This window comes from Bacillus cereus group sp. BfR-BA-01453, from assembly GCF_022662915.1.
In the GTDB taxonomy this organism is placed as follows: Bacteria; Bacillota; Bacilli; order Bacillales; family Bacillaceae_G; genus Bacillus_A; species Bacillus_A paranthracis.
On the sequence record NZ_JAKUEN010000006.1, the window covers coordinates 20,812 to 39,598 of the forward strand.

The following is an 18,787-nucleotide window of genomic DNA, read 5'->3' on the forward strand; positions in this document are numbered from 1 at the left end:
ATTCTGTATTTTTGGTAAACTGAAAACATCGCTCATTTTAAGGGAGGAGGAAAAAAATGAAAGTGTTTATGAATTTAGCGTGGTTTTTTAAACAAGAAAAACGAGCGTACATAACTGGAATTATTTTATTGTTTGGCGTTGCACTTTTAGAACTTGTAGCACCAAAAGTAATTGGAATCGTTGTAGATGAAATTAATGATGGAACATTGACGACCGATAAGTTACTAAAATGGGTTGTACTATTAGTAATTGTAGGTATTACGATGTACATATTACGTTACGTGTGGCGCATTATGATTTTTGGGTCTTCATTAAAGTTAGCTCGCCAATTACGGAAAAATTTGTATGAACATTTTACAAAGATGAGTCCATCTTTCTATCAGTCAAATCGCACAGGTGATTTAATGGCGCACGCGACCAATGATATTCAAGCAATTCAGCAAACTGCTGGGGCGGGTGTTTTAACACTTGTTGATTCATTAGCTGTTGGAGGATGTGTACTCGTAGCAATGGGTTTTACAATTAGTTGGAAGTTAACATTGTTAAGCTTAATTCCAATGCCGATTGTAGCAATATCGACAAATTATTACGGCACTTTATTACATAAAAGGTTTCATAAAGCGCAGCAATCGTTTTCGGAAATCAATGATAAAGTGCAAGAGAGTATGAGTGGGATGAAGGTAATTCGATCGCTTGGACAAGAAAAAGAAGATTTGCAAGCGTTCCGAAAAAAATCAGAAGATGTCGTACATAAAAATATGTTGGTTGCACGTATTGATTCATTATTTGATCCAACAATCGCTCTTATCGTAGGATTTTCATTTTTAATCGCAGTATGTTACGGGTCAGTATTAGTTGTGAGAGGTGAATTAACAGTAGGTGATCTCGTTACATTTACGACGTATTTAGGTACTCTCGTTTGGCCAATGTTAGCGTTTGGATGGTTGTTTAATATTATGGAGCGTGGGCGTGCTTCGTATGACCGTGTAGAAAAAATTCTCTCGCAAAAATCAGATGTAGTAAATAGAGAAAATGCTGTGCATACAATAGCGAGCGGTGATATTTCATTTGCGGTCGATTCGTTTTCGTATAAGAAAAATGAACTGTTACATTTAACAGATGTTCACTTTGATTTGAAGAAGGGGCAAACGTTAGGGGTCGTGGGACGTACAGGTGCAGGGAAAACGACTTTATTAAAATGTTTAATCCGTGAGTATGATCATTTTAATGGTGAATTAAAAGTTGGAGAGCGGGATATTCGCGATGTAACACTTTACGGTGTCCGTTCTGCCATTTCATATGTGCCGCAAGATCATTTTTTATTTTCAGCAAGTATTGGGGAGAATATTGCCTTTGGAAAGGCGGATGCTACATATAATGAAATTACCCGTGCTGCAGAGATTGCTTGTATTCACAATGACATTCTTCAATTTTCAGAAGGGTATGAAACAGTAGTTGGAGAAAGAGGCGTTTCTTTATCTGGAGGTCAAAAACAGAGAATTTCTATTGCGCGTGCTTTATTAACGGATGCTGAAATATTAATTTTAGATGATTGTTTATCAGCAGTAGATGCAAAAACAGAAGAAACGATTTTAAATGCTTTAAAGAGGGAGAGAGCAGGGAAAACGACAATTATTACTGCCCATCGTTTAAGTGCAATTCAGCATGCCAATCTTATTCTTGTTGTGGATGAAGGTAGAATTGTACAACGAGGTACACATGAACAACTAATGAAAGAACATGGTTGGTATAAAGAAATGTATGAGAGCCAGCAGTTAGAAGCATTAGTCGAGAAAGGAGGCGTATGATGGCTGAGAAAAAACAGAGCGATTTAAGAAGATTACTGTCTTATATGAGGCCATATAAAGGACTGTTAGCATTAGCATTTTTATTTCTAGTTGGTGCAACTGTAACAGAAATGATGGGTCCTTTTTTAATTAAACAATTTCTTGATGAACACTTAGTACCACGTAACTTTGATCAATCAGCACTTGTTACTCTATTTGTAGTGTATATTGTTGCTCACTTATTAAAAGTATTATTTACTTATTTAGACTTGTTATATTTTCAAAATATCGCTTTTAAAATTGTTCAAGATATGCGTGTTGAAGTATATGAGCATGTTCAAAAGTTGTCATTAAGTTTCTTTGATCGTACGCCGATTGGTACGCTCGTATCGCGCATAACGAATGATACAGAAGCAATTAAAGATTTTTATGTCAGTGTATTATCAACATTTGTTAAAAATATCGTATTTTTAGTAGGGATTTTAGTAGCGATGTTTTTATTAAATGTAAAATTAGCGCTATTTTCTCTCGTATTAATTCCGATCATGTTTGCGATTATGGTGCTATATCGTCGGAAAAGTGCAGCTTTTTATTTAGAAGTCCGTAATCAATTAAGTGTGTTAAATGCAAAGTTAAACGAGTCCATTCAAGGGATGAATATTGTTCAAGTGTTCAGACAAGAAAAGCGCATGAGAAAAGAATTTGAAGAAGTGAATAATAAACATTATAGTGCAGGGCGACGTACATTAAAGTTAGATGCATTGCTTTTACGTCCAGCAACTGATTTAGTTCATATTGTAGCTATTGCGTTAGTACTTGGTTTATTTGGAATTGATGCTTTGAAGAGTCCTGTTGAAGTAGGCGTTTTATATGCGTTTGTTAACTATATCCATCGTTTCTTCCAGCCTGTAAATGAGATGATGATGAAATTATCATTTTTCCAACAGGCACTGGTTTCATCATCACGTGTATTTCATTTAATGGATGAGAAAGATTTAGCGCCAGTTCAAAAAGGGGATGGAAATCCTCAAGTTATTAATGGAGATATTGAATTTAAAAATGTTACTTTTTCGTACGATGGAAAACGTGATGTTTTAAAAAATGTATCTTTTCACGTGAAACAAGGGCAAACGGTTGCTTTCGTTGGGCACACTGGCAGCGGAAAGAGTACTATTATGAATTTATTACTGAGATTCTATAATATTAAGTCCGGAAATATTGTAATAGATGGTGTAGAGTTAGAGAAATTTGAAGAACAAGAAATTAGAAAGAAAATAGGACTTGTATTGCAAGATGCATTTTTATTTGCGGGAAATGTAAAACAAAATATTCGTATGTATAATGAAGAAATTACGGATGAAGAAGTAAAAGAAGCGGCACAATTTGTGCAAGCGAATACGTTTATTGAAAAATTACCAGAGCAGTATGAAACGGAAGTAGTAGAAAGAGGAGCTGCATTTTCTAGTGGTCAACGACAATTAATTGCTTTCGCTAGAACGATAGCGACGAATCCGAAAGTGTTAGTATTAGATGAAGCAACAGCAAATATTGATACAGAAACTGAAGATGCAATCCAAACAGCGTTACAGCAAATGCGAAAAGGACGGACTACGATAGCGATTGCACACAGATTATCTACCATACAAGATGCAGATCAAATTTTTGTTATGCACGATGGAGAGATAGTAGAAAGAGGGACACATCAAGAATTACTGAGTGAACAAGGATTGTATTATAATATGTATTTACTACAAAATAAAGGAAGTTTACAAAAGGCCTTGTAATTACAAGGCTTTTTTACTTTGTTTATAAAATATGTTTGCTCTTTATGTCTATAGTATAAACGTCGTCACAGCAGCGGTTTCATTAGAAGCTTTGCAAGGAAATGGAACAAATGGTGGTGGAAATGTTTCCCGGCCCAGTACTGCTACTGCAGTCTATGGTGTTACTGTAATTAATGGCGATAATGTAAATTTACGGGGTAGACCATCTTTACAGTCAAATGTAATCCGTCAGCTAAATAGAGGAGAATCATATGAAGTTTTGGACGAACAAGATAGTTGGATTGCTTTAGGTGGAAGCGAATGGATATACTATGATCCGAGTTATATTCAGTATGGTGTACAATAAAATGAACGTAAAAGGTATCTCGCTTGAGATGCCTTTTATTATAAATATGTAATTTTTACAAAGTGTATATTAAAAGCATAGTATAATATAATGGATGTTTATAAAAATAATTGAAAATGCAATAAAGGAGAAAAAATATGAATTATGTGCTAATAGGTGTAATTTTATTATTATTAGCTGCAGTATTCGTGCTGTTTTATAAAAATAAACAGCTAGAATCAGAGAGTCAGCAAGCGGAATTTGAAAAAAAACAAGCAATTGAAACGTACGAAAATGAAATTGCAGCTACGGTTACAGAACATAAAGAGCAGCAAAATACATTAAAAAATATGGAACAGAAAAAATACAATGATTTACAAATAAGTGCAGCGAGAGAACTTGAAAATATGCGTATGATGAAAAATCAATTAGCTGTGCAACATAGTAAAGAACGCAGTGAAATGCAAGAAAAACATAGTAACGAAATACATATGTTTCAAAAGTTAATTGCAGATTTGCGAGAGTATACGAAAAATGGAGCCGAAGTGAGTACACACGAAACATTACAGTATATGAAGCGTGGCTTCGTAGAGCAAGGCATAATACTAGATAATGAATTTCATATTATGCCGAATGTTTTTATGAGGAATCAGCATGGAAGAAATGATTTTCGAATTCATCATCTTGTTTTAAGTAAAACGGGTATGTATGTACTTGAAACGAAAGAATGGACAGGGAAATTAATTCATGGCTTAACGAAAGAAAATGCTAGTACATATTCATTTATGATTGATGAAATTGGCAAGTATCAACAAGAGATAGAGAAAGAAGAGACGTTTGAATATATTACAGGTGAAGATTCATTAACGATACAAGTGAAAAATGAAGGGAATCCAGTATATAGAGCGAAGAAACTATCTCATATTCTATACAATTGTTTGAAAGAAATGCAAGTTGATATTGTAAAGGAAAACATAAATCCGATTGTATATTTTTATAATGAGAATGGGAAAGAAGTGTTAGATCTTTCTGAAGAAAAAACGCCGAGATTAAAAGATAGAGAGCAACTTGTATCGTTTTTCAGAAATGAATTCTTAACGGGGAAAATAATATATACAGGTCAAGAGTTAGAAAAACTTCGAGAAACCATTAATCGAATGAATTATATAATGAATTAAAAAGAGGTGGGCTTTCTGAGTGCTATATTAAGGGGTATTTTGTATGTTTATATTTGTTTGTATATACTCATGTATCTTGCTTTTATGTTTATTATTGGTATGGCTCATACGTCATTAAGTGTAACGAGCATTTTTATAATAGTCATGCCATTTGTTTTATTAGTTATGATTCAAAAGTCGATCTTATATGTGGCTAAAAATCGTAATGAAGAAAAGAAGCAAATGTCGGGAGTATTAATAGTAGCACTTATTCCGTTAGTAGTATGTACTGCACAATTAAGTATGAATACGTACACTTCCAAGTTTAACCAAGATCGGTGGTTACATGCTGAAGATAAACGGGTACATATGGTAGATGATCTATTGCAAAAATATAAATTAACAGGAAAATCAAATGAAGAAATTACACAATTATTAGGAACGCCTACTGAAACGAGAAATGGAGAAAACGGGGTTATCACTTCGTACTATCTTGGAACTGAACGTGGCTTTATTCCCATAGATAGTGAACATCTTGTTTTACAATTTGATAGAGATGGTAAAGTTGTGGAATATAAGGTGCATACCGATTAAAGAACCGTTGAGAGAAGCTATATATTATAGCTTCTTTTTTATATTCCAATATAGTAAATGTAGGCAAATAGTAGTCATTCCTATCTATACGAATTGAAAGGAGTCTGTTATATTGTAAATGGTTATGTTGCTTAATAGTTTAGTAGATAATCTATATTTTGGTTGAGGAGGGGAATTTTAACACGAATTTAATGATATGCGTGTTAAGTAGTATGATGAAAAAAGGATTTTATAATGTTTTAGCTGCATCAATTGTATTTAGTATGGTAACGATTCCAAATTATTCCTATGCTAATGAGCTTGGAAAAACTGTTACAGTTTCATCTGATGAACAAGCTTTAAAAAGTATTGAAAACCATATGAAAGATGAAGATGGTCGAGGGGAAGATAAAGGAGTAAGAAGTGAAGTGCAAGGTGAGTTTCTTGTACATATAGTGAAAGAAGTACCTTTATACGATTCTAGTAATTTCCAAAAAGAGACAGGGATTCGTATTTCGAATCAAGTTGTAAAAGCTGAGAAGAGAAAAGGAAACGCTTACTATGTTCAAACTTCATCGGGAACGGGATGGATACAAAATAGTGATGGAAATGTAGAGGTTAAAGAAATTCACCCGTTATTAAGTGAAAAGTTAGTTATTAATGAAGGAAGCTCTACTTACTCTGAACCATTTACTTCATACAAAGAAGAAAATGTACTGGAGCCGCAAACTATTCAAGCAATTGGACAGGCGGGAGAATGGTTCCAAGTAAAAATAAATAATGAGATGAAATGGATTCATTCACCTTCAGCAAAATTTGAAGGAACAAAAGCTTCACTTATACAAGATGCAGCACCAACACGTACAAAACGTGCAGCAGCTATGTATGCTGCGCCAATAGAAGAGAAAACAACGGATATTTATGGTGTACCTTTAAAAGAAATGATTGTACCAAAAGGAAATGAAAATATTCGTCCAGGTTATGCGATGAACCCGAAGTATATTACGATTCATGAGACCGATAATTATAGTGTTGGGGCAAATGCTAGAAACCATGCGATATATTTATATAACCAAGCAACGGGAACGGAAGATCGTTCAGCGTCGTGGCACTTTACGGTAGACGATAAAGAGATTTATCAACACCTGCCATTAAACGAAAATGCTTGGCATGCAGGAGATGGAGCAGAAGGAACTGGGAATCGAGAATCAATTGCGATTGAAATTGCTGTAAACGAAGATGGTGATTATAATAAAGCTGTTGAAAATGCTCGTAAACTAGCAGCTTATTTAATGGGGGAATTAAATATTCCTTTAGAAAATGTGAAAAAACATCAATTTTGGAGTGGGAAGATTTGTCCAGCCATTATGATTAAAAATAATGGGTGGGAACCATTCTTACAAGGAACAAAAGTTTATTATGATGCGAACCATAAAGATGATATAACGGGTGGTTGGTATGAAGCAGACATTCGTGAATTAGATAAGCGCGGTATTATGGTTGGAGATGGAAAAGGTTCTTATTGGCCAGAGCGCCTTGTGACACGTGGTGAATTTGCAAATTTAATATCAAGATCATTGCAGCTACCTGAAGGATCATCGAATTTTAATGACTTAAATACAGCACATCCATCGCTAATAGATGGTATTAATCGTGCAGCAAGTGCTGGGATAATAAGTGGTAGAGGAAATGGTATATTTGCTCCAAACGATACGATTAAACGAGATGAAGCTGTTATCATGATTGACCGTGCACTGCAATATAAAAAAATTAAAGGTAACTTAGTCTCGTTACCATTTTCAGATCAAGATTTAGCATATGATAAACAAGCTGTACAACGTGTTTATGGATTAGGTATTGTAAAAGGAAATGAAAATAATGAATTTATGCCGAAAGGTTCTGCAACGCGTGGAGAATCGGCAGCATTTATTAATAGAATGTTAAAAGTAATAGAAAGTAAATAATGAAAATGCACTCGCTTTTGCGAGTGCTTTTTTATTTTTCAATATGTTATGGAAGGGAGCGGAGGTTTTTGAGTGGAATAAGGAATGAAAGCGGAGGTGATGCATATATATAGATGCGTTGGATTGTTTTTAACGAGCTATTTGCGAGCAGCCTGATTGAAAATCCATACTGGTTAAAGTTTTACTTTATCATATTGTATAAATGAAAAGGAGGTAAGACGGTGAAAGCTATACCGACTGATGTCCTGAGTAAAGAATTGATGGAAAGAGAAGGCGTTATATCTATTACAGTAAAGGAATTTGAAAAAATCGAAGTAGCTGGAGTAGTAGTCGCTGGCCCCGCGGTTATTTTGATTAATCAAGATTAAGTACATAGTATTGAAATAAAAAGTATCCTAGATGGATGCTTTTTGTTTGTGTAGAAGAAAGAATATGGTGGATAATTGCCTTACTGGAGGGAGAGTATGTGGCAATTATTATAACGATGTTAGTAATGGGGATTTTATTAGGGTTTGTTGGAGCTGGGGGAGCCGGGTTTATTATCGCGATACTCACTTTAGTATTCCATATTCCTATTCACGTTGCACTTGCAACGTCTTTAACTGCTATGGCATTTACGACATTATCTGGGGTTATAAGTCATTATCGTGAAGGAAATGTAGTACTTACTATAGGCGGGATTGTTGGGGGATGTGGAGCGCTTGGTTCTTATATCGGTTCAAAAATTGGTTCACTTATACCAGGACATCTTCTTCATTGGTTTACAGCTGGGATGTTATTTTTATCTGCAATTTTTATGTTTATTAAATTAATTAAGTTTCAAAATAGGGAAGAGTTACTTTTAGCAGAGATTAAAGATTTTTCGAAAGAGAACATAATGAAATGTATATGTCTTGGATTAGTCACTGGAATGATGGCTGGTTCATTTGGGATTGGTTCTGCACCATTTATTCAACTTGGATTAATGGGTCTATTAGGATTGACGATTCAGCAATCTGTAGGAACAACAATGCTTGTTATATTGCCCATTGCGATTGGGGGTGGGTTAGGGTATAGTTCAGAAGGGTATCTAGATTATATATTATTATTGCAAGTATTAATTGGGACGATGCTAGGAGCTTATATCGGTGCGAAGTTTACAAATTATGCACCACGTATGCTTTTGAAGTTTTCAATGATTATGACACCAGTTTTCGCTGGATGTATGTTATTAATGGGATAAAAATAATATAGCAAACTAATATGTTTTACGAATGAATTATGTAAGTAATTCATATTTCCCATATAAAAGGATTTGCTTTAATATAATGAGTGTAAAGTTCGAGTATTCGAAGTACTACTTGAATTATATCCCTATCCCTTTTCTAAAAATGCGAACAAGTTTTGCCCTATTCTATTCAATATTTAATTGTATAGAAATATATTGTTCGATGACCATTATGGAACGTACATAATGGGAAAATCCCGATCCTTAAAGAGGATGCCCCTAATCTTCATGTGAAAATATGATCGGATATGAAAGCTGACCAATTTATGGTCAGCTTTCTTTTTGTTCAAAAACTATTTCTTCTTTAATTTCAGTTTGTAATAATAAAGCTTTTCCGAAACGACGTTTACATTCTGCACGCACTTTTTCAATGGCTAGTAGCTGAGTAGTGGCAGGAACTGTGACGATAGCTTGGCGAGGTTTTCGATTTTCTTCACAAAAGACACATTCCACAACATATTTAAAAATCATGCTTTCATCCTTCCGTTTTTAATTTCTAAGAAGGAACTGCCTATGAAGTTGATGTAAATTTTCGTCATTGTTTTCCTTTTTTCCTCTTTTTTCAAGGAGAAAATAAAAAAGGAGACGAATAGTAGTAGGGGAGGGATGTATATGGAAAGATGGATAGGTTGTGCAGCAGTATGTGTAAATGAAAGAAATGAGGTTTTAATGGTATTGCAAGGACAAAAGGGTGAAGAAAAAAGGTGGTCCGTCCCAAGTGGAGGACTTGAAAAAGGAGAAACACTAGAGGAATGTTGTATCCGAGAGGTTTGGGAAGAAACAGGCTACAATGTGGAAGTTGTAAGTAAAATATACGAAAAAGAAGCGATTACATATGGGGTTCCTGTATACGTTCATTATTATGTCGTAAAAAAAATAGGCGGTAGTATGAAAATCCAAGATCCTGATGAGTTAATACATGAAATTGCTTGGAAGGGGATAGATGAAATGAAGGAATTAACGCTATCTTTCCCGGAGGATTATGAGATTTTAAACAAATACATAAATAAAAAAGCGAGTGTGTAAACACTTGCTTTTTCAATGTATCCACGATAAGAAAAGCGGAACGATAACTAAACTAGCTCCTGCAGTTAAAAGCATAGATAAACTTGCAATCGTTCCCTCTACAGGACCGATTTCGAATGCTTTTGATGTGCCGGTTCCATTTGCGCTCGTTCCTAACATAATACCTTTTGCAATTGCTGTTTTAATACGGCATATACGAATGAGAGAAGGTCCGAGCAATGCTCCTGTTAACGCAGTTAAAACAACAAATACTGCTGTTAATTGTGACATACCACCAATCATTTCTGAAATGGCCATTGCAATTGGCGTCGTTACAATATGAGGTGCTAAACTATGTTCTAACGATGAATCAATTTGAAAATAATTTGCTAGTAGTGCTGAAGTAATAACTGATAGAAACGAACCAACAATGACATTAAGTAAAATAGCTATTCCATGTTTCTTAAGTAAATCAAAGTATTTATAGATTGGCCATGCAAAAGCAACTGTTGCAGGTTTTAATAATTCTGTTAACCAGTGGCCTCCAGTTTCATACGTTTCATAAGATGTGTCTAGTCCGAGTAATAACGCGATTAAAATAATAGGACATACGAGAAGAGGAGAAAGTAAGCTCCAATTCCAGCGTTGATACATTTTCTTCGATATCCAATATGTGAATAGTGTTAATAGTAAACAAAGAAAGCCGATCATTGCACGGATCCTTTCCGCTTTAGTAGCAATTCTGTTAAGAGTCCTGTAACGAGAGTGACACAAAGTGTACTAATCATAATAATTAAGATGAGATCGATTCCATATTGTGATAGTGTATCTTTGTAGCGTATGACAGCGACTGCAGAAGGAATGAAAAATAAAATAAGTTCTTTTAATAAAAAGTCTGCACCGTCTTGTATCCACTCTTTTTTCACTAGGTTAAATTTTAATGAGATTAATAATAAAAAAATACCGATAATACTTCCTGGAACTGGGAGGTGTGCCTGTTTTGCAATCCATTCACCTGTCCAAGCGAAACAAAATAATAGTAAAATTTGTCCGCTTAATTTCCACCATTTCATACAGTAACCACCTCTTTCTTTTTTTACATAAAAATTGTAAAAAAGAATTAACAATTTCTACTATACGTTCATTCAAAAAATTTGTCTAATATATAAATTATATGTTATTAATATATTAGACGTATTAATTGAAATGGAAAAGGGTGTCCAAAATGGAATTACGGCATTTGCAATATTTTGTTGTAGTGGCAGAGGAGTTACACTTTGGACGAGCGGCTGCTCGTTTACAAATGACACAACCACCGCTTAGTCAACAAATTCAGCAATTAGAAAAAGAAATGGGAGTTATGTTATTTTCAAGAACGAAGAGAAAGGTTGAATTAACAGAAGCTGGAGAAATGTTTTTGAAAGAAGTAAAAAAAGCGTTCGAACAAATTGAAAAAGCGGTAGAGATTGCACAAAGTGCCCAAAGGGGAGAAGTGGGCTCACTTTCAATTGGTTTTGTAGGTGCGGCGATATATGATATTTTACCATCTATCGTAAGGGAGTATAGAAAGAAATTTCCGAGGGTGTCTGTTGCATTACATGAATTATCTACTCCAGATCAAGTGCATGCACTTCATGATAATCGTATTGATATTGGATTTTTGCGTCCACCAATCCCGACACAATTATTAGAATTAGAGCCAATTCAAAAACTATCTTGTACGTTATGTTTACCGAAGGCTCATCCACTTGCAGAAAAAGATGAAATACATATAGAAGATTTACGGGATGAACCGTTTGTATTTATTACGAGACCAGTATGGCCAGCGTTATACGATACAATTTTATCACTTTGCCGCGACGTCGGGTTTAGTCCGCGTATCGTACAAGAAGCGACGGAATATCAAACAGTTATGGGACTTGTAGCAGCGGGGATTGGAATTACAGTCATACCCGTATCGGCAAATAAATTATATAAAACAGAAGTTGTATATAAAGAGCTATATGATTCTAATTTTGTTGCAGAAATGTCAGTAGCTTACAAAAAAATGAATAGCAATCCAGAGCTACTAGAGTTTTTAAAAATTGCAAGAGAGAAGAAAAGAATAGAAGTTGAGGATGAGATTAATTAAGTTATTAAAAAGTACATCTCATTAAACAATAAAGCGGAAAGGCAATATAATTGCCTTTCCGCTTTATTGTTCTTTTTTTAGTTCTATACTAAAGAGATAAACATGTTCATTTTTGTTTTCTAGGACTAAAGACTTAGAGAAAATTCCGATTGTAGTGCGATGTTTAAAATGTCATATTTTTATACACTAGTAGTATAGAATGCGTATGTAATAAGGTAGGGGAAGAATTTTATGTCTTTATGTCGGTTAGCGAGAAAAAATATAAGAACATTTGCTACCAAAAGGATGAAGCAATTTATGTGGATTGCTATGAGTATTATGATTTTGTTTTTTATGATATCGCTACAATTTAATGAAGTAGTTGCTGGGGAATTAGGGACTACACTTTTATTTCAAATGTGTTTTTACACGTTGTTTATCGTAGTCATTTTCATATGTACGTTTATTACATATAAAATGACTTATTCTCTTCTGCAAGCGAGGAAAGAAGAAATTAAATCTTATGTAGCAGAGAATAGGAAGAGAAATGATGTACTATGTTTATTATGTCAGGAACAATTATTTATTTATGGAGCAGCGTTTGTTTTTGGATTAGTTAATGGGATGTTATTTTTAAAATTATTTACGATTATCTTTATGAAAATAACAGGAATACAAGGGATAAATAGTGCACCGATTACAATATATGCAATAGTAGTAGTGAGTATAATTATGATTGTTATTCTTCTATTATCGATGGTGCAATGTATTCGATTTGTTCAAAGTTTACAAGATGAAAATTCATTTCAGTTTAAAGAAAAGGCATGAGCAATCATGCCTTTTTCCATTTTACACATAAAAATAATCATGTTACAGTGTAAAGACCTGACAAAGAATGGGAAGGAAAGGTTGTATAGCATGACAAATGAACAATCAATTGTAAAGGTCGAGCGGTTAACGAAGCGAATCGGTTCAAAGACACTTGTAGAAAATATTAGTTTCGAAGTTAAAAAAGGTGAAGTAGTTGGTTTGCTTGGACCAAATGGTGCTGGAAAAACGACTTTAATGAGAATGATGGTCGGCATGATTCGTATGACAGAGGGCGAAGTTTGGATTGACGGTCAATCTGTAAAACAGCAATTTGAAAGTACTGCCTCGAAAATTGGAGCAGTAATTGAGACACCGGAATTTTATCCATTTTTGAGCGGCTATGAGAATTTAACATATTTCGGACGCATGAATGGTAACGTGACAGAAGAACGTATCGATGAAGTAGTGAAATTGCTAGGGATGGGACAAGTAATTAATCGCAAAGTAAAAGCATATTCACTCGGCATGAGACAACGTTTAGGAATTGCCCAAGCGCTTATTCATGATCCAGATGTATTAATATTAGACGAACCAACGAATGGATTAGACCCTAGTGGAATACATGAAATGAGAATGTACATAAAGAAAATTGCACATGAACAAGGAAAAGCGGTACTTGTATCTAGTCACTTACTTTCGGAAGTTGAATTAATGTGTGATAGAGTTATCATTATTCAGCACGGAGAATATGTCGCGACGCAAAATATTCAGCATAATCAAAGTGAAGAGATGGAGACAATCCGTATACGCGTAGATGATGCGAATAAAGCGGCAGAAATGTTAGACCAAGATGTTTTAATAAAAGGTAATGATTTACTTATTCATGTAAAAGATGAAGAAATCCCAAATGTTATTCGTACATTGCTTGAGAAAAACATTCAAGTGTATCGTGTATATGAAGAAAGAAAAACGTTAGAAGAGCAATTTTTAGAATTAACAGGGGGAAAAGATATTGTTTAATTTAGTGTATAACGAATTGTATAAAATATTTAAGCGAAAGCGAACGATTATTCCATTTGCAGTTATTGCAGTATTAATAATCGGATTAGGATGGGTTACTGTAAAGTATTTGGAGCCGGAAACAAAAGGATGGAAAGCTGATTATACAGAACGAACTGTAGAAATTGAGAAAAAGCTAGGCATGGAAAAAGAAGCAATTTTAGCGGAACGATCTGGGGATGAGCTTGTAAAGGAATATCAGCTTAAGATGAAGCATTTAGATACAGATACAGCACCTGCAAGTAGTTCTCCGCTTTCTTTCATGAGAGATACAGGTTTTATCGTATTTCCAATATTGCTCCCGTTTATCCTCGTGTATGCAAGTACAATTTTTGCGAATGAATATAGCTGGGGAACATATAAATTTTTAACGATACGACCAGCAAGTCGCTTTAAAATTTTGACAGCTAAATTTTTAGCAATTGTCATATTTGCAGCGCTATTGTTTATATTTAATATGATTTTCTCCATTTTATGTGGACTTGTTATTTATAAATTCCAGCAGCCTGCATGGAGCGAGTTTATTTTCCAAGATGGAAATATTATAAAACAAAATATTTTTGTAGAAGCTAGTAAGTATTATATTTTATCGTGGTTGCCGACGATTGTGTACGCAGCGTTTGCATTTATGATTTCTGTACTAACAAGATCTAGTGGAGGCGCGATTGGTATTTCACTATTTCTTGCTTTATCAGGTAATATTGCATTACTAGCAGCAACTAGATATGATTGGGCGAAATATTTATTGCCAGCAAACACAGATTTATATAGTATTGCAAAGAATGGAAGCTTTATTGATGGAGTAACGTTCCCGTTTGCATCATGTATGTTAGTACTGTATTTATTTGTATTTTTAATCATTTCCTATACAGTATTTTTAAAACGTGATTTAACTTAAAAAAAAGAGCCGTTAAGCATTTCTTAACGGCTCCTTTTTTAGGAAAAGTGTTTAAGTGCTTTTTCAGCTAACAAAGTGAAGTATTCTGCACTTATGGGTAACGCTCGCTCATCTACTGTAAAGCTTGGATGATGCCATTCATGTGTACCACTCGTTCCCATAAAGACGAATGATCCTGGTATGTGTTGTTGATAAAAAGAGAAATCTTCGCCAGCCATGGAAGGAGTAGGGGTAATCACGTCTAGTGACATTTCCTGTGCAGTTTGTGTACATAAATGAGTAAGACTTTCATCATTATGGACAGCAGGAGGACCTGAATGAAAATGGAATTCTGTTTTTACACCTAGTGCATCAGAAACGCCCTTAATGATACGTTCCATTAAGGCTGGAATTTTTTCGCGTGTTTCAGCTTGGAAAGTACGAACAGTACCTTCTAATATTGCTTTTTCAGGAATAACGTTCCACGTATTTCCTGAGTGGATGTTTGTGACACTAACGACGGCATTATGTGAAGAACTTATATTTCGGCTTACAATTGTTTGTAATGCCATCACAATTTGAGAAGATGCGACAATTGGATCTACCCCAGCATCTGGTACAGCTGCATGTGTACCAACTCCGTGAATTTCAATTTCAAATCGATCAACTCCAGCCATCAGTGGACCATCTTTAATACCGATTGTACCGACTGGTAAATCAGGTTTATTATGCATGCCGAAAATAGCTTGCACGCCATGTAAATGCCCGGCTTCAATTACTTTGCAAGCACCATTACTGCTTTCTTCAGCTGGCTGGAATATAAAGCGAACAGTTCCATTTAGGGAAGGTTCCCTTTCTTTTAATAAATAAGCTGTACCTATAATAGCAGCTGTATGAAAATCATGCCCACAAGCGTGCATTTTTCCATGGATTTTTGAAGCGTAGGATAAATTTGTTTCTTCCTGAATAGGAAGGGCATCAATATCAGCACGGATTGCTATAAGCGGTCCGTTACTATTCCCCGAAATTTCAGCAATAACGCCCGTTTCTAAACTAGAATTGATAATTGTAATATTTTTTTCTTCTAACCAATTCTTTATAGCTTTCGTCGTTTTGAATTCTTCGTAGGATAATTCTGGATTCTCATGTAAATTTCTACGAATAGAAATAAGTTGATCAGTTAACTGTTCTAGATTTGATGCCACTTATAATGCCCTCTTTCTTAAATAAAGTATTTACTATAAGTATACAATAATAAAAGAGAGGATTCTCAAATGAAAATCCTCTCTCGTTTATCATGTGTAAGTCTTCACTTTATGCAGCAACTTTTTTATGTGTATGATGTTTACGATAACGTCCACGCATTGCATAGGCAATTTGCGGGATTGCAATACCGATTAAAATAAGTGATACACCGAACCATTGTGAAGAGAGCACAGCTTCTTTTAAAACGAATACAGACATAATTGTAGTAACGGGTAATTCTGCTGCACCAAGAATAGTTGCTAAGCCAGAACCAATCTTTGGAATACCAATTGTAAAGGCGATAGAAGGAATAACGATACTAAATGTTCCTAAACCTAAACCGTATTTCCAAAGACCTTCAGAAATTGCACCGTTAAAAATAAATGTTGGAGGGAATACGATCATTACTAAAGTTAAAGCGCCAGCCATTAAGAGAACACCACGTGGTAATGAAGGTACTTCAACAGCAACTTTTCCGCTCACAAAAATATATGTTGCAAATGTAACAGCAGATAACAGGCCTAGTATAATTCCTGTCGTATCGAAATCACCTGCTGATTTTTCTAGTAAACCACTTGATAAAAATGTACCTGCAAGTAAGAAAATAACGGAAATAACCTTTTCTCTTGAAGGTAATGTTTTTGTTGCGACTGCTTCAATAATAATTCCGACCCAAACGAATTGAAATAAAAGTATAATTGCAATAGATGCTGGTACAGTTTTTAATGAAGCATAATAAAAAATTCCAGTGAAACTTGCAGATGTACCTGCAACGAATAAAGTTAATGCTTGTTTTAATGGAACACGATGTCTAGAAAATAGAAGTGTAATAGCAAGCAAAATAATCCAACCGAACAAATATTGGCTGCCAATTACCTCTCCAAGTGAAAATCCTTCTGCATATGCAAGTTTAACGAAAATAGCTAAAATCCCATAACTACACGCTCCTAATAAAACTAAAAGAGAATAACGAAGCATGAAAAATTCCTCCCATCTATATGAACTTGTTCCGTAACGGACATATATAACTAGAGGGAAGTATACAAAATTAAAAATGAAGGGTCAAATAAAAGAAAAGTGTGACATTTTATAGAATAATAATAAAAGTATGATATTTATGCATAATCTTGAAATTAGTAATAATAGAAGTATTGTAAAATCAGCTTTGTATTGTATAAAGACAGCATTTGAAAAAAATATTTTTTAATCAATACGTATATAGACATACGAATAATATGCTAATCATTTGAGAAACTATGTTACCTTTGTTATGTTAATAACATTAGAGAGGTTTTGTAGTTTAATTGAGATTTTTCTATATAATAGAAGGAACTGAAAACGTTTTTTTAGAAAAAGCGTGAAAGGGTAGTTTTTCTTATTATCACGTTGGAAAAGTGATTTCACGAATTGTTCACAGTATTTTTATATGTTTTTGCTACAATATGTAAAGAGAGGAGTGGAACAATGCAAGATATTAGTATTTTTTTAGCGTTTGGCGCCGGGTTTTTATCATTTATTTCCCCATGCTGCTTACCGCTTTATCCGGCATTTTTATCGTACATAACAGGTATGTCGGTTTCTGAGTTGAAAGAAGAAAATGCAATGCTTCGCAAAAGAAGTATGATACATACAGCGTTTTTCTTACTTGGATTTTCAATTATATTTATGGCAATTGGATTTGGTACAAGTTTTATTGGAGGCATTTTTACAAATTATAAAGATTTAATTAGACAGTTAGGTGGTATATTTATCATCGTATTTGGTCTTATTATTGTCGGTGTGTTTAAGCCGAAGTTTTTAATGCAAGATCGCAAATTCACGTTTAAAAATCGTCCGAGTGGTTATTTTGGATCCGTTCTAATTGGGTTGGCATTTGCGGCAGGATGGACACCTTGTACAGGACCTATTTTAGTATCGGTTATTGGATTAGCAGCAACAAATCCAGAATCAGCAATGATTTATATGATTGCATACATACTTGGATTTGCTATCCCGTTCTTCGTACTATCATTCTTTATTACGAAAATGTCTTGGATTAAAAGAAACAGTATGAAGTTCATGAAAATCGGGGGATACATTATGATTATCATGGGTATCTTCTTATACTTTAACTGGATGACAAAAATTATCGTATATTTCTCAAGTTTATTTGGTGGTTTTACTGGTTTTTAGTATTATTCTGTGAAAATGTTGGAAATACTAACGGAAAAGCATATAATGAAAGTATATTTTGCATATAGCCACAAAAAAGGATGAGAAAATATGAACATAGTTGTTTTATCCAGTATCGTTGCTGTTTGTATGGCTGTTGGTGCGATGTTTATTCGTTTAAAAGCAGCTAAGAAACCTGCAACATTGAAAAAAATTATACTTCCACCATTTTTTATGAGTACGGGAGCGTTGATGTATGTTTTTCCTGAATTTCGATTAACTCCAGCAGAAATGTTAGAAGCAATTGGCGTCGGTTTGTTTTTCTCTATTTTTCTTATTAAAACATCTAAATTTGAGATTAGAGGACAAGAGATTTATTTGAAGCGTTCAAAAGCCTTTGTTTTTATATTAATTGGATTACTTGTCGTGCGAATTGTATTTAAAACATACTTAAGCCAATCTCTTGATTTAGGACAACTTAGTGGCATGTTCTTCTTACTCGCGTTCGCAATGATTGTGTCATGGAGAATTGCGATGTACCGTTCCTTTACGAAATTGCAAAAGGAAATGGAAAAAGAAGATGGTTTTTATAATGAAAAAGATATGAAATTAACTTAAAAACTGTATATGTATAAAATAAAAAGACAGCGTTTTTTGACGCTGTCTTTTTATT

19 protein-coding genes and 1 pseudogene are annotated in these 18,787 nt (G+C 34.3%); 15 read left to right on the plus strand and 5 right to left on the minus strand.

The window, feature by feature from the left end; genetic code table 11:
- The first annotated feature begins 56 nt into the window (after positions 1-56).
- From MR070_RS14055 to MR070_RS14090, 8 genes and pseudogenes are all read left to right on the plus strand, one after another.
- On the plus strand, positions 57-1,808 hold the full coding sequence (locus tag MR070_RS14055) for an ABC transporter transmembrane domain-containing protein (protein WP_242261494.1): 1,752 nt from the start codon (positions 57-59) through the stop codon (positions 1,806-1,808).
- Positions 1,808-3,571: an ABC transporter ATP-binding protein gene (locus tag MR070_RS14060; RefSeq protein WP_000818391.1), complete on the plus strand. Its 1,764-nt coding sequence runs from the start codon at positions 1,808-1,810 to the stop codon at positions 3,569-3,571. Before MR070_RS14055 ends, MR070_RS14060 begins: the two co-directional genes overlap by 1 nt.
- 64 nt (positions 3,572-3,635) lie before the next feature.
- Positions 3,636-3,905: pseudogene (locus tag MR070_RS14065) on the plus strand (SH3 domain-containing protein); the annotation flags it as partial.
- Positions 3,906-4,054: 149 nt separating this feature from the next.
- Positions 4,055-5,074, plus strand: coding sequence for a nuclease-related domain-containing protein (locus tag MR070_RS14070; protein WP_001110285.1), 1,020 nt, complete (start codon positions 4,055-4,057; stop codon positions 5,072-5,074).
- A gap of 6 nt (positions 5,075-5,080) precedes the next feature.
- Positions 5,081-5,647: a hypothetical protein gene (locus MR070_RS14075; protein WP_014481737.1), complete on the plus strand. Its 567-nt coding sequence runs from the start codon at positions 5,081-5,083 to the stop codon at positions 5,645-5,647.
- A 215-nt stretch (positions 5,648-5,862) separates the two neighbouring features.
- Positions 5,863-7,590, plus strand: a complete 1,728-nt coding sequence (locus MR070_RS14080) for an S-layer homology domain-containing protein (protein ID WP_044793518.1) — start codon at positions 5,863-5,865, stop codon at positions 7,588-7,590.
- A 221-nt stretch (positions 7,591-7,811) separates the two neighbouring features.
- Positions 7,812-7,958: a BC1881 family protein gene (locus tag MR070_RS14085; protein ID WP_000644411.1), complete on the plus strand. Its 147-nt coding sequence runs from the start codon at positions 7,812-7,814 to the stop codon at positions 7,956-7,958.
- Between the two features lie 98 nt (positions 7,959-8,056).
- Complete coding sequence (locus tag MR070_RS14090; RefSeq protein ID WP_000974646.1) at positions 8,057-8,812, plus strand: sulfite exporter TauE/SafE family protein; 756 nt, start codon at positions 8,057-8,059, stop codon at positions 8,810-8,812.
- Positions 8,813-9,127: 315 nt separating this feature from the next.
- Here MR070_RS14090 and MR070_RS14095 read toward each other — a convergent pair whose 3' ends face one another.
- Positions 9,128-9,328 (minus strand): DUF3903 domain-containing protein, encoded by a 201-nt coding sequence (locus MR070_RS14095; RefSeq protein WP_000576449.1) that lies wholly within the window; start codon positions 9,326-9,328, stop codon positions 9,128-9,130.
- A 141-nt stretch (positions 9,329-9,469) separates the two neighbouring features.
- Here MR070_RS14095 and MR070_RS14100 point away from each other — a divergent pair, with 141 nt between their 5' ends.
- Entirely contained in the window at positions 9,470-9,883 is a 414-nt protein-coding gene (locus MR070_RS14100) for an NUDIX hydrolase (RefSeq protein ID WP_139896239.1), read from the plus strand.
- Positions 9,884-9,895: 12 nt separating this feature from the next.
- Here the strand turns inward: MR070_RS14100 and MR070_RS14105 are convergent, their stop codons facing one another.
- Together MR070_RS14105 and MR070_RS14110 are read right to left on the minus strand one after the other, a co-directional pair.
- The gene (locus tag MR070_RS14105; RefSeq protein WP_000578957.1) at positions 9,896-10,573 is read right to left on the minus strand and encodes an LrgB family protein; all 678 of its coding nucleotides are present in this window, start codon (positions 10,571-10,573) and stop codon (positions 9,896-9,898) included.
- Positions 10,570-10,935, minus strand: a complete 366-nt coding sequence (locus MR070_RS14110) for a CidA/LrgA family holin-like protein (RefSeq protein WP_000872364.1) — start codon at positions 10,933-10,935, stop codon at positions 10,570-10,572. Before MR070_RS14110 ends, MR070_RS14105 begins: the two co-directional genes overlap by 4 nt.
- A 152-nt stretch (positions 10,936-11,087) precedes the next feature.
- Between MR070_RS14110 and alsR the strand changes: the two genes are divergently transcribed.
- The 4 genes from alsR (at position 11,088) to MR070_RS14130 (ending at position 14,739) form a co-directional block, all read left to right on the plus strand.
- Entirely contained in the window at positions 11,088-11,993 is a 906-nt protein-coding gene (alsR, locus tag MR070_RS14115; RefSeq protein WP_000423223.1) for an acetoin biosynthesis transcriptional regulator AlsR, read from the plus strand.
- A 231-nt stretch (positions 11,994-12,224) separates the two neighbouring features.
- On the plus strand, positions 12,225-12,800 hold the full coding sequence (locus MR070_RS14120; RefSeq protein WP_000050622.1) for an FtsX-like permease family protein: 576 nt from the start codon (positions 12,225-12,227) through the stop codon (positions 12,798-12,800).
- A 90-nt stretch (positions 12,801-12,890) separates the two neighbouring features.
- Complete coding sequence (locus tag MR070_RS14125; protein ID WP_000180647.1) at positions 12,891-13,802, plus strand: ABC transporter ATP-binding protein; 912 nt, start codon at positions 12,891-12,893, stop codon at positions 13,800-13,802.
- On the plus strand, positions 13,795-14,739 hold the full coding sequence (locus tag MR070_RS14130; RefSeq protein ID WP_000482766.1) for an ABC transporter permease: 945 nt from the start codon (positions 13,795-13,797) through the stop codon (positions 14,737-14,739). The genes MR070_RS14125 and MR070_RS14130 overlap by 8 nt, the downstream gene beginning before the upstream one ends.
- 38 nt (positions 14,740-14,777) lie before the next feature.
- Here the strand turns inward: MR070_RS14130 and MR070_RS14135 are convergent, their stop codons facing one another.
- Positions 14,778-15,923, minus strand: a complete 1,146-nt coding sequence (locus MR070_RS14135; protein WP_242261495.1) for a M20 peptidase aminoacylase family protein — start codon at positions 15,921-15,923, stop codon at positions 14,778-14,780.
- A 109-nt stretch (positions 15,924-16,032) separates the two neighbouring features.
- Positions 16,033-16,941, minus strand: a complete 909-nt coding sequence (locus MR070_RS14140) for an EamA family transporter (RefSeq protein ID WP_000947048.1) — start codon at positions 16,939-16,941, stop codon at positions 16,033-16,035.
- Positions 16,942-17,427: 486 nt separating this feature from the next.
- On the opposite strand from MR070_RS14140, the gene ccdA reads away from it, so the two are divergent.
- Both ccdA and MR070_RS14150 read left to right on the plus strand, forming a co-directional pair.
- Positions 17,428-18,135, plus strand: coding sequence for a cytochrome c-type biogenesis protein CcdA (gene ccdA / locus MR070_RS14145; protein WP_242261496.1), 708 nt, complete (start codon positions 17,428-17,430; stop codon positions 18,133-18,135).
- A gap of 90 nt (positions 18,136-18,225) precedes the next feature.
- Positions 18,226-18,732: a CcdC family protein gene (locus MR070_RS14150; RefSeq protein WP_001028639.1), complete on the plus strand. Its 507-nt coding sequence runs from the start codon at positions 18,226-18,228 to the stop codon at positions 18,730-18,732.
- The last annotated feature ends 55 nt before the right edge of the window (positions 18,733-18,787 follow it).

Coding starts and splice junctions, on each gene's coding strand:
- alsR (WP_000423223.1), top strand. CDS start 11,088: ATGGAATTACGGCATTTGCAATATTTTGTTGTAGTGGCAGAGGAGTTA.
- MR070_RS14110 (WP_000872364.1), bottom strand. CDS start 10,935: ATGAAATGGTGGAAATTAAGCGGACAAATTTTACTATTATTTTGTTTC.
- ccdA (WP_242261496.1), top strand. CDS start 17,428: ATGCAAGATATTAGTATTTTTTTAGCGTTTGGCGCCGGGTTTTTATCA.
- MR070_RS14080 (WP_044793518.1), top strand. CDS start 5,863: ATGAAAAAAGGATTTTATAATGTTTTAGCTGCATCAATTGTATTTAGT.
- MR070_RS14100 (WP_139896239.1), top strand. CDS start 9,470: ATGGAAAGATGGATAGGTTGTGCAGCAGTATGTGTAAATGAAAGAAAT.
- MR070_RS14070 (WP_001110285.1), top strand. CDS start 4,055: ATGAATTATGTGCTAATAGGTGTAATTTTATTATTATTAGCTGCAGTA.
- MR070_RS14150 (WP_001028639.1), top strand. CDS start 18,226: ATGAACATAGTTGTTTTATCCAGTATCGTTGCTGTTTGTATGGCTGTT.
- MR070_RS14095 (WP_000576449.1), bottom strand. CDS start 9,328: ATGATTTTTAAATATGTTGTGGAATGTGTCTTTTGTGAAGAAAATCGA.
- MR070_RS14125 (WP_000180647.1), top strand. CDS start 12,891: ATGACAAATGAACAATCAATTGTAAAGGTCGAGCGGTTAACGAAGCGA.
- MR070_RS14055 (WP_242261494.1), top strand. CDS start 57: ATGAAAGTGTTTATGAATTTAGCGTGGTTTTTTAAACAAGAAAAACGA.
- MR070_RS14120 (WP_000050622.1), top strand. CDS start 12,225: ATGTCTTTATGTCGGTTAGCGAGAAAAAATATAAGAACATTTGCTACC.
- MR070_RS14105 (WP_000578957.1), bottom strand. CDS start 10,573: ATGATCGGCTTTCTTTGTTTACTATTAACACTATTCACATATTGGATA.
- MR070_RS14060 (WP_000818391.1), top strand. CDS start 1,808: ATGGCTGAGAAAAAACAGAGCGATTTAAGAAGATTACTGTCTTATATG.
- MR070_RS14140 (WP_000947048.1), bottom strand. CDS start 16,941: ATGCTTCGTTATTCTCTTTTAGTTTTATTAGGAGCGTGTAGTTATGGG.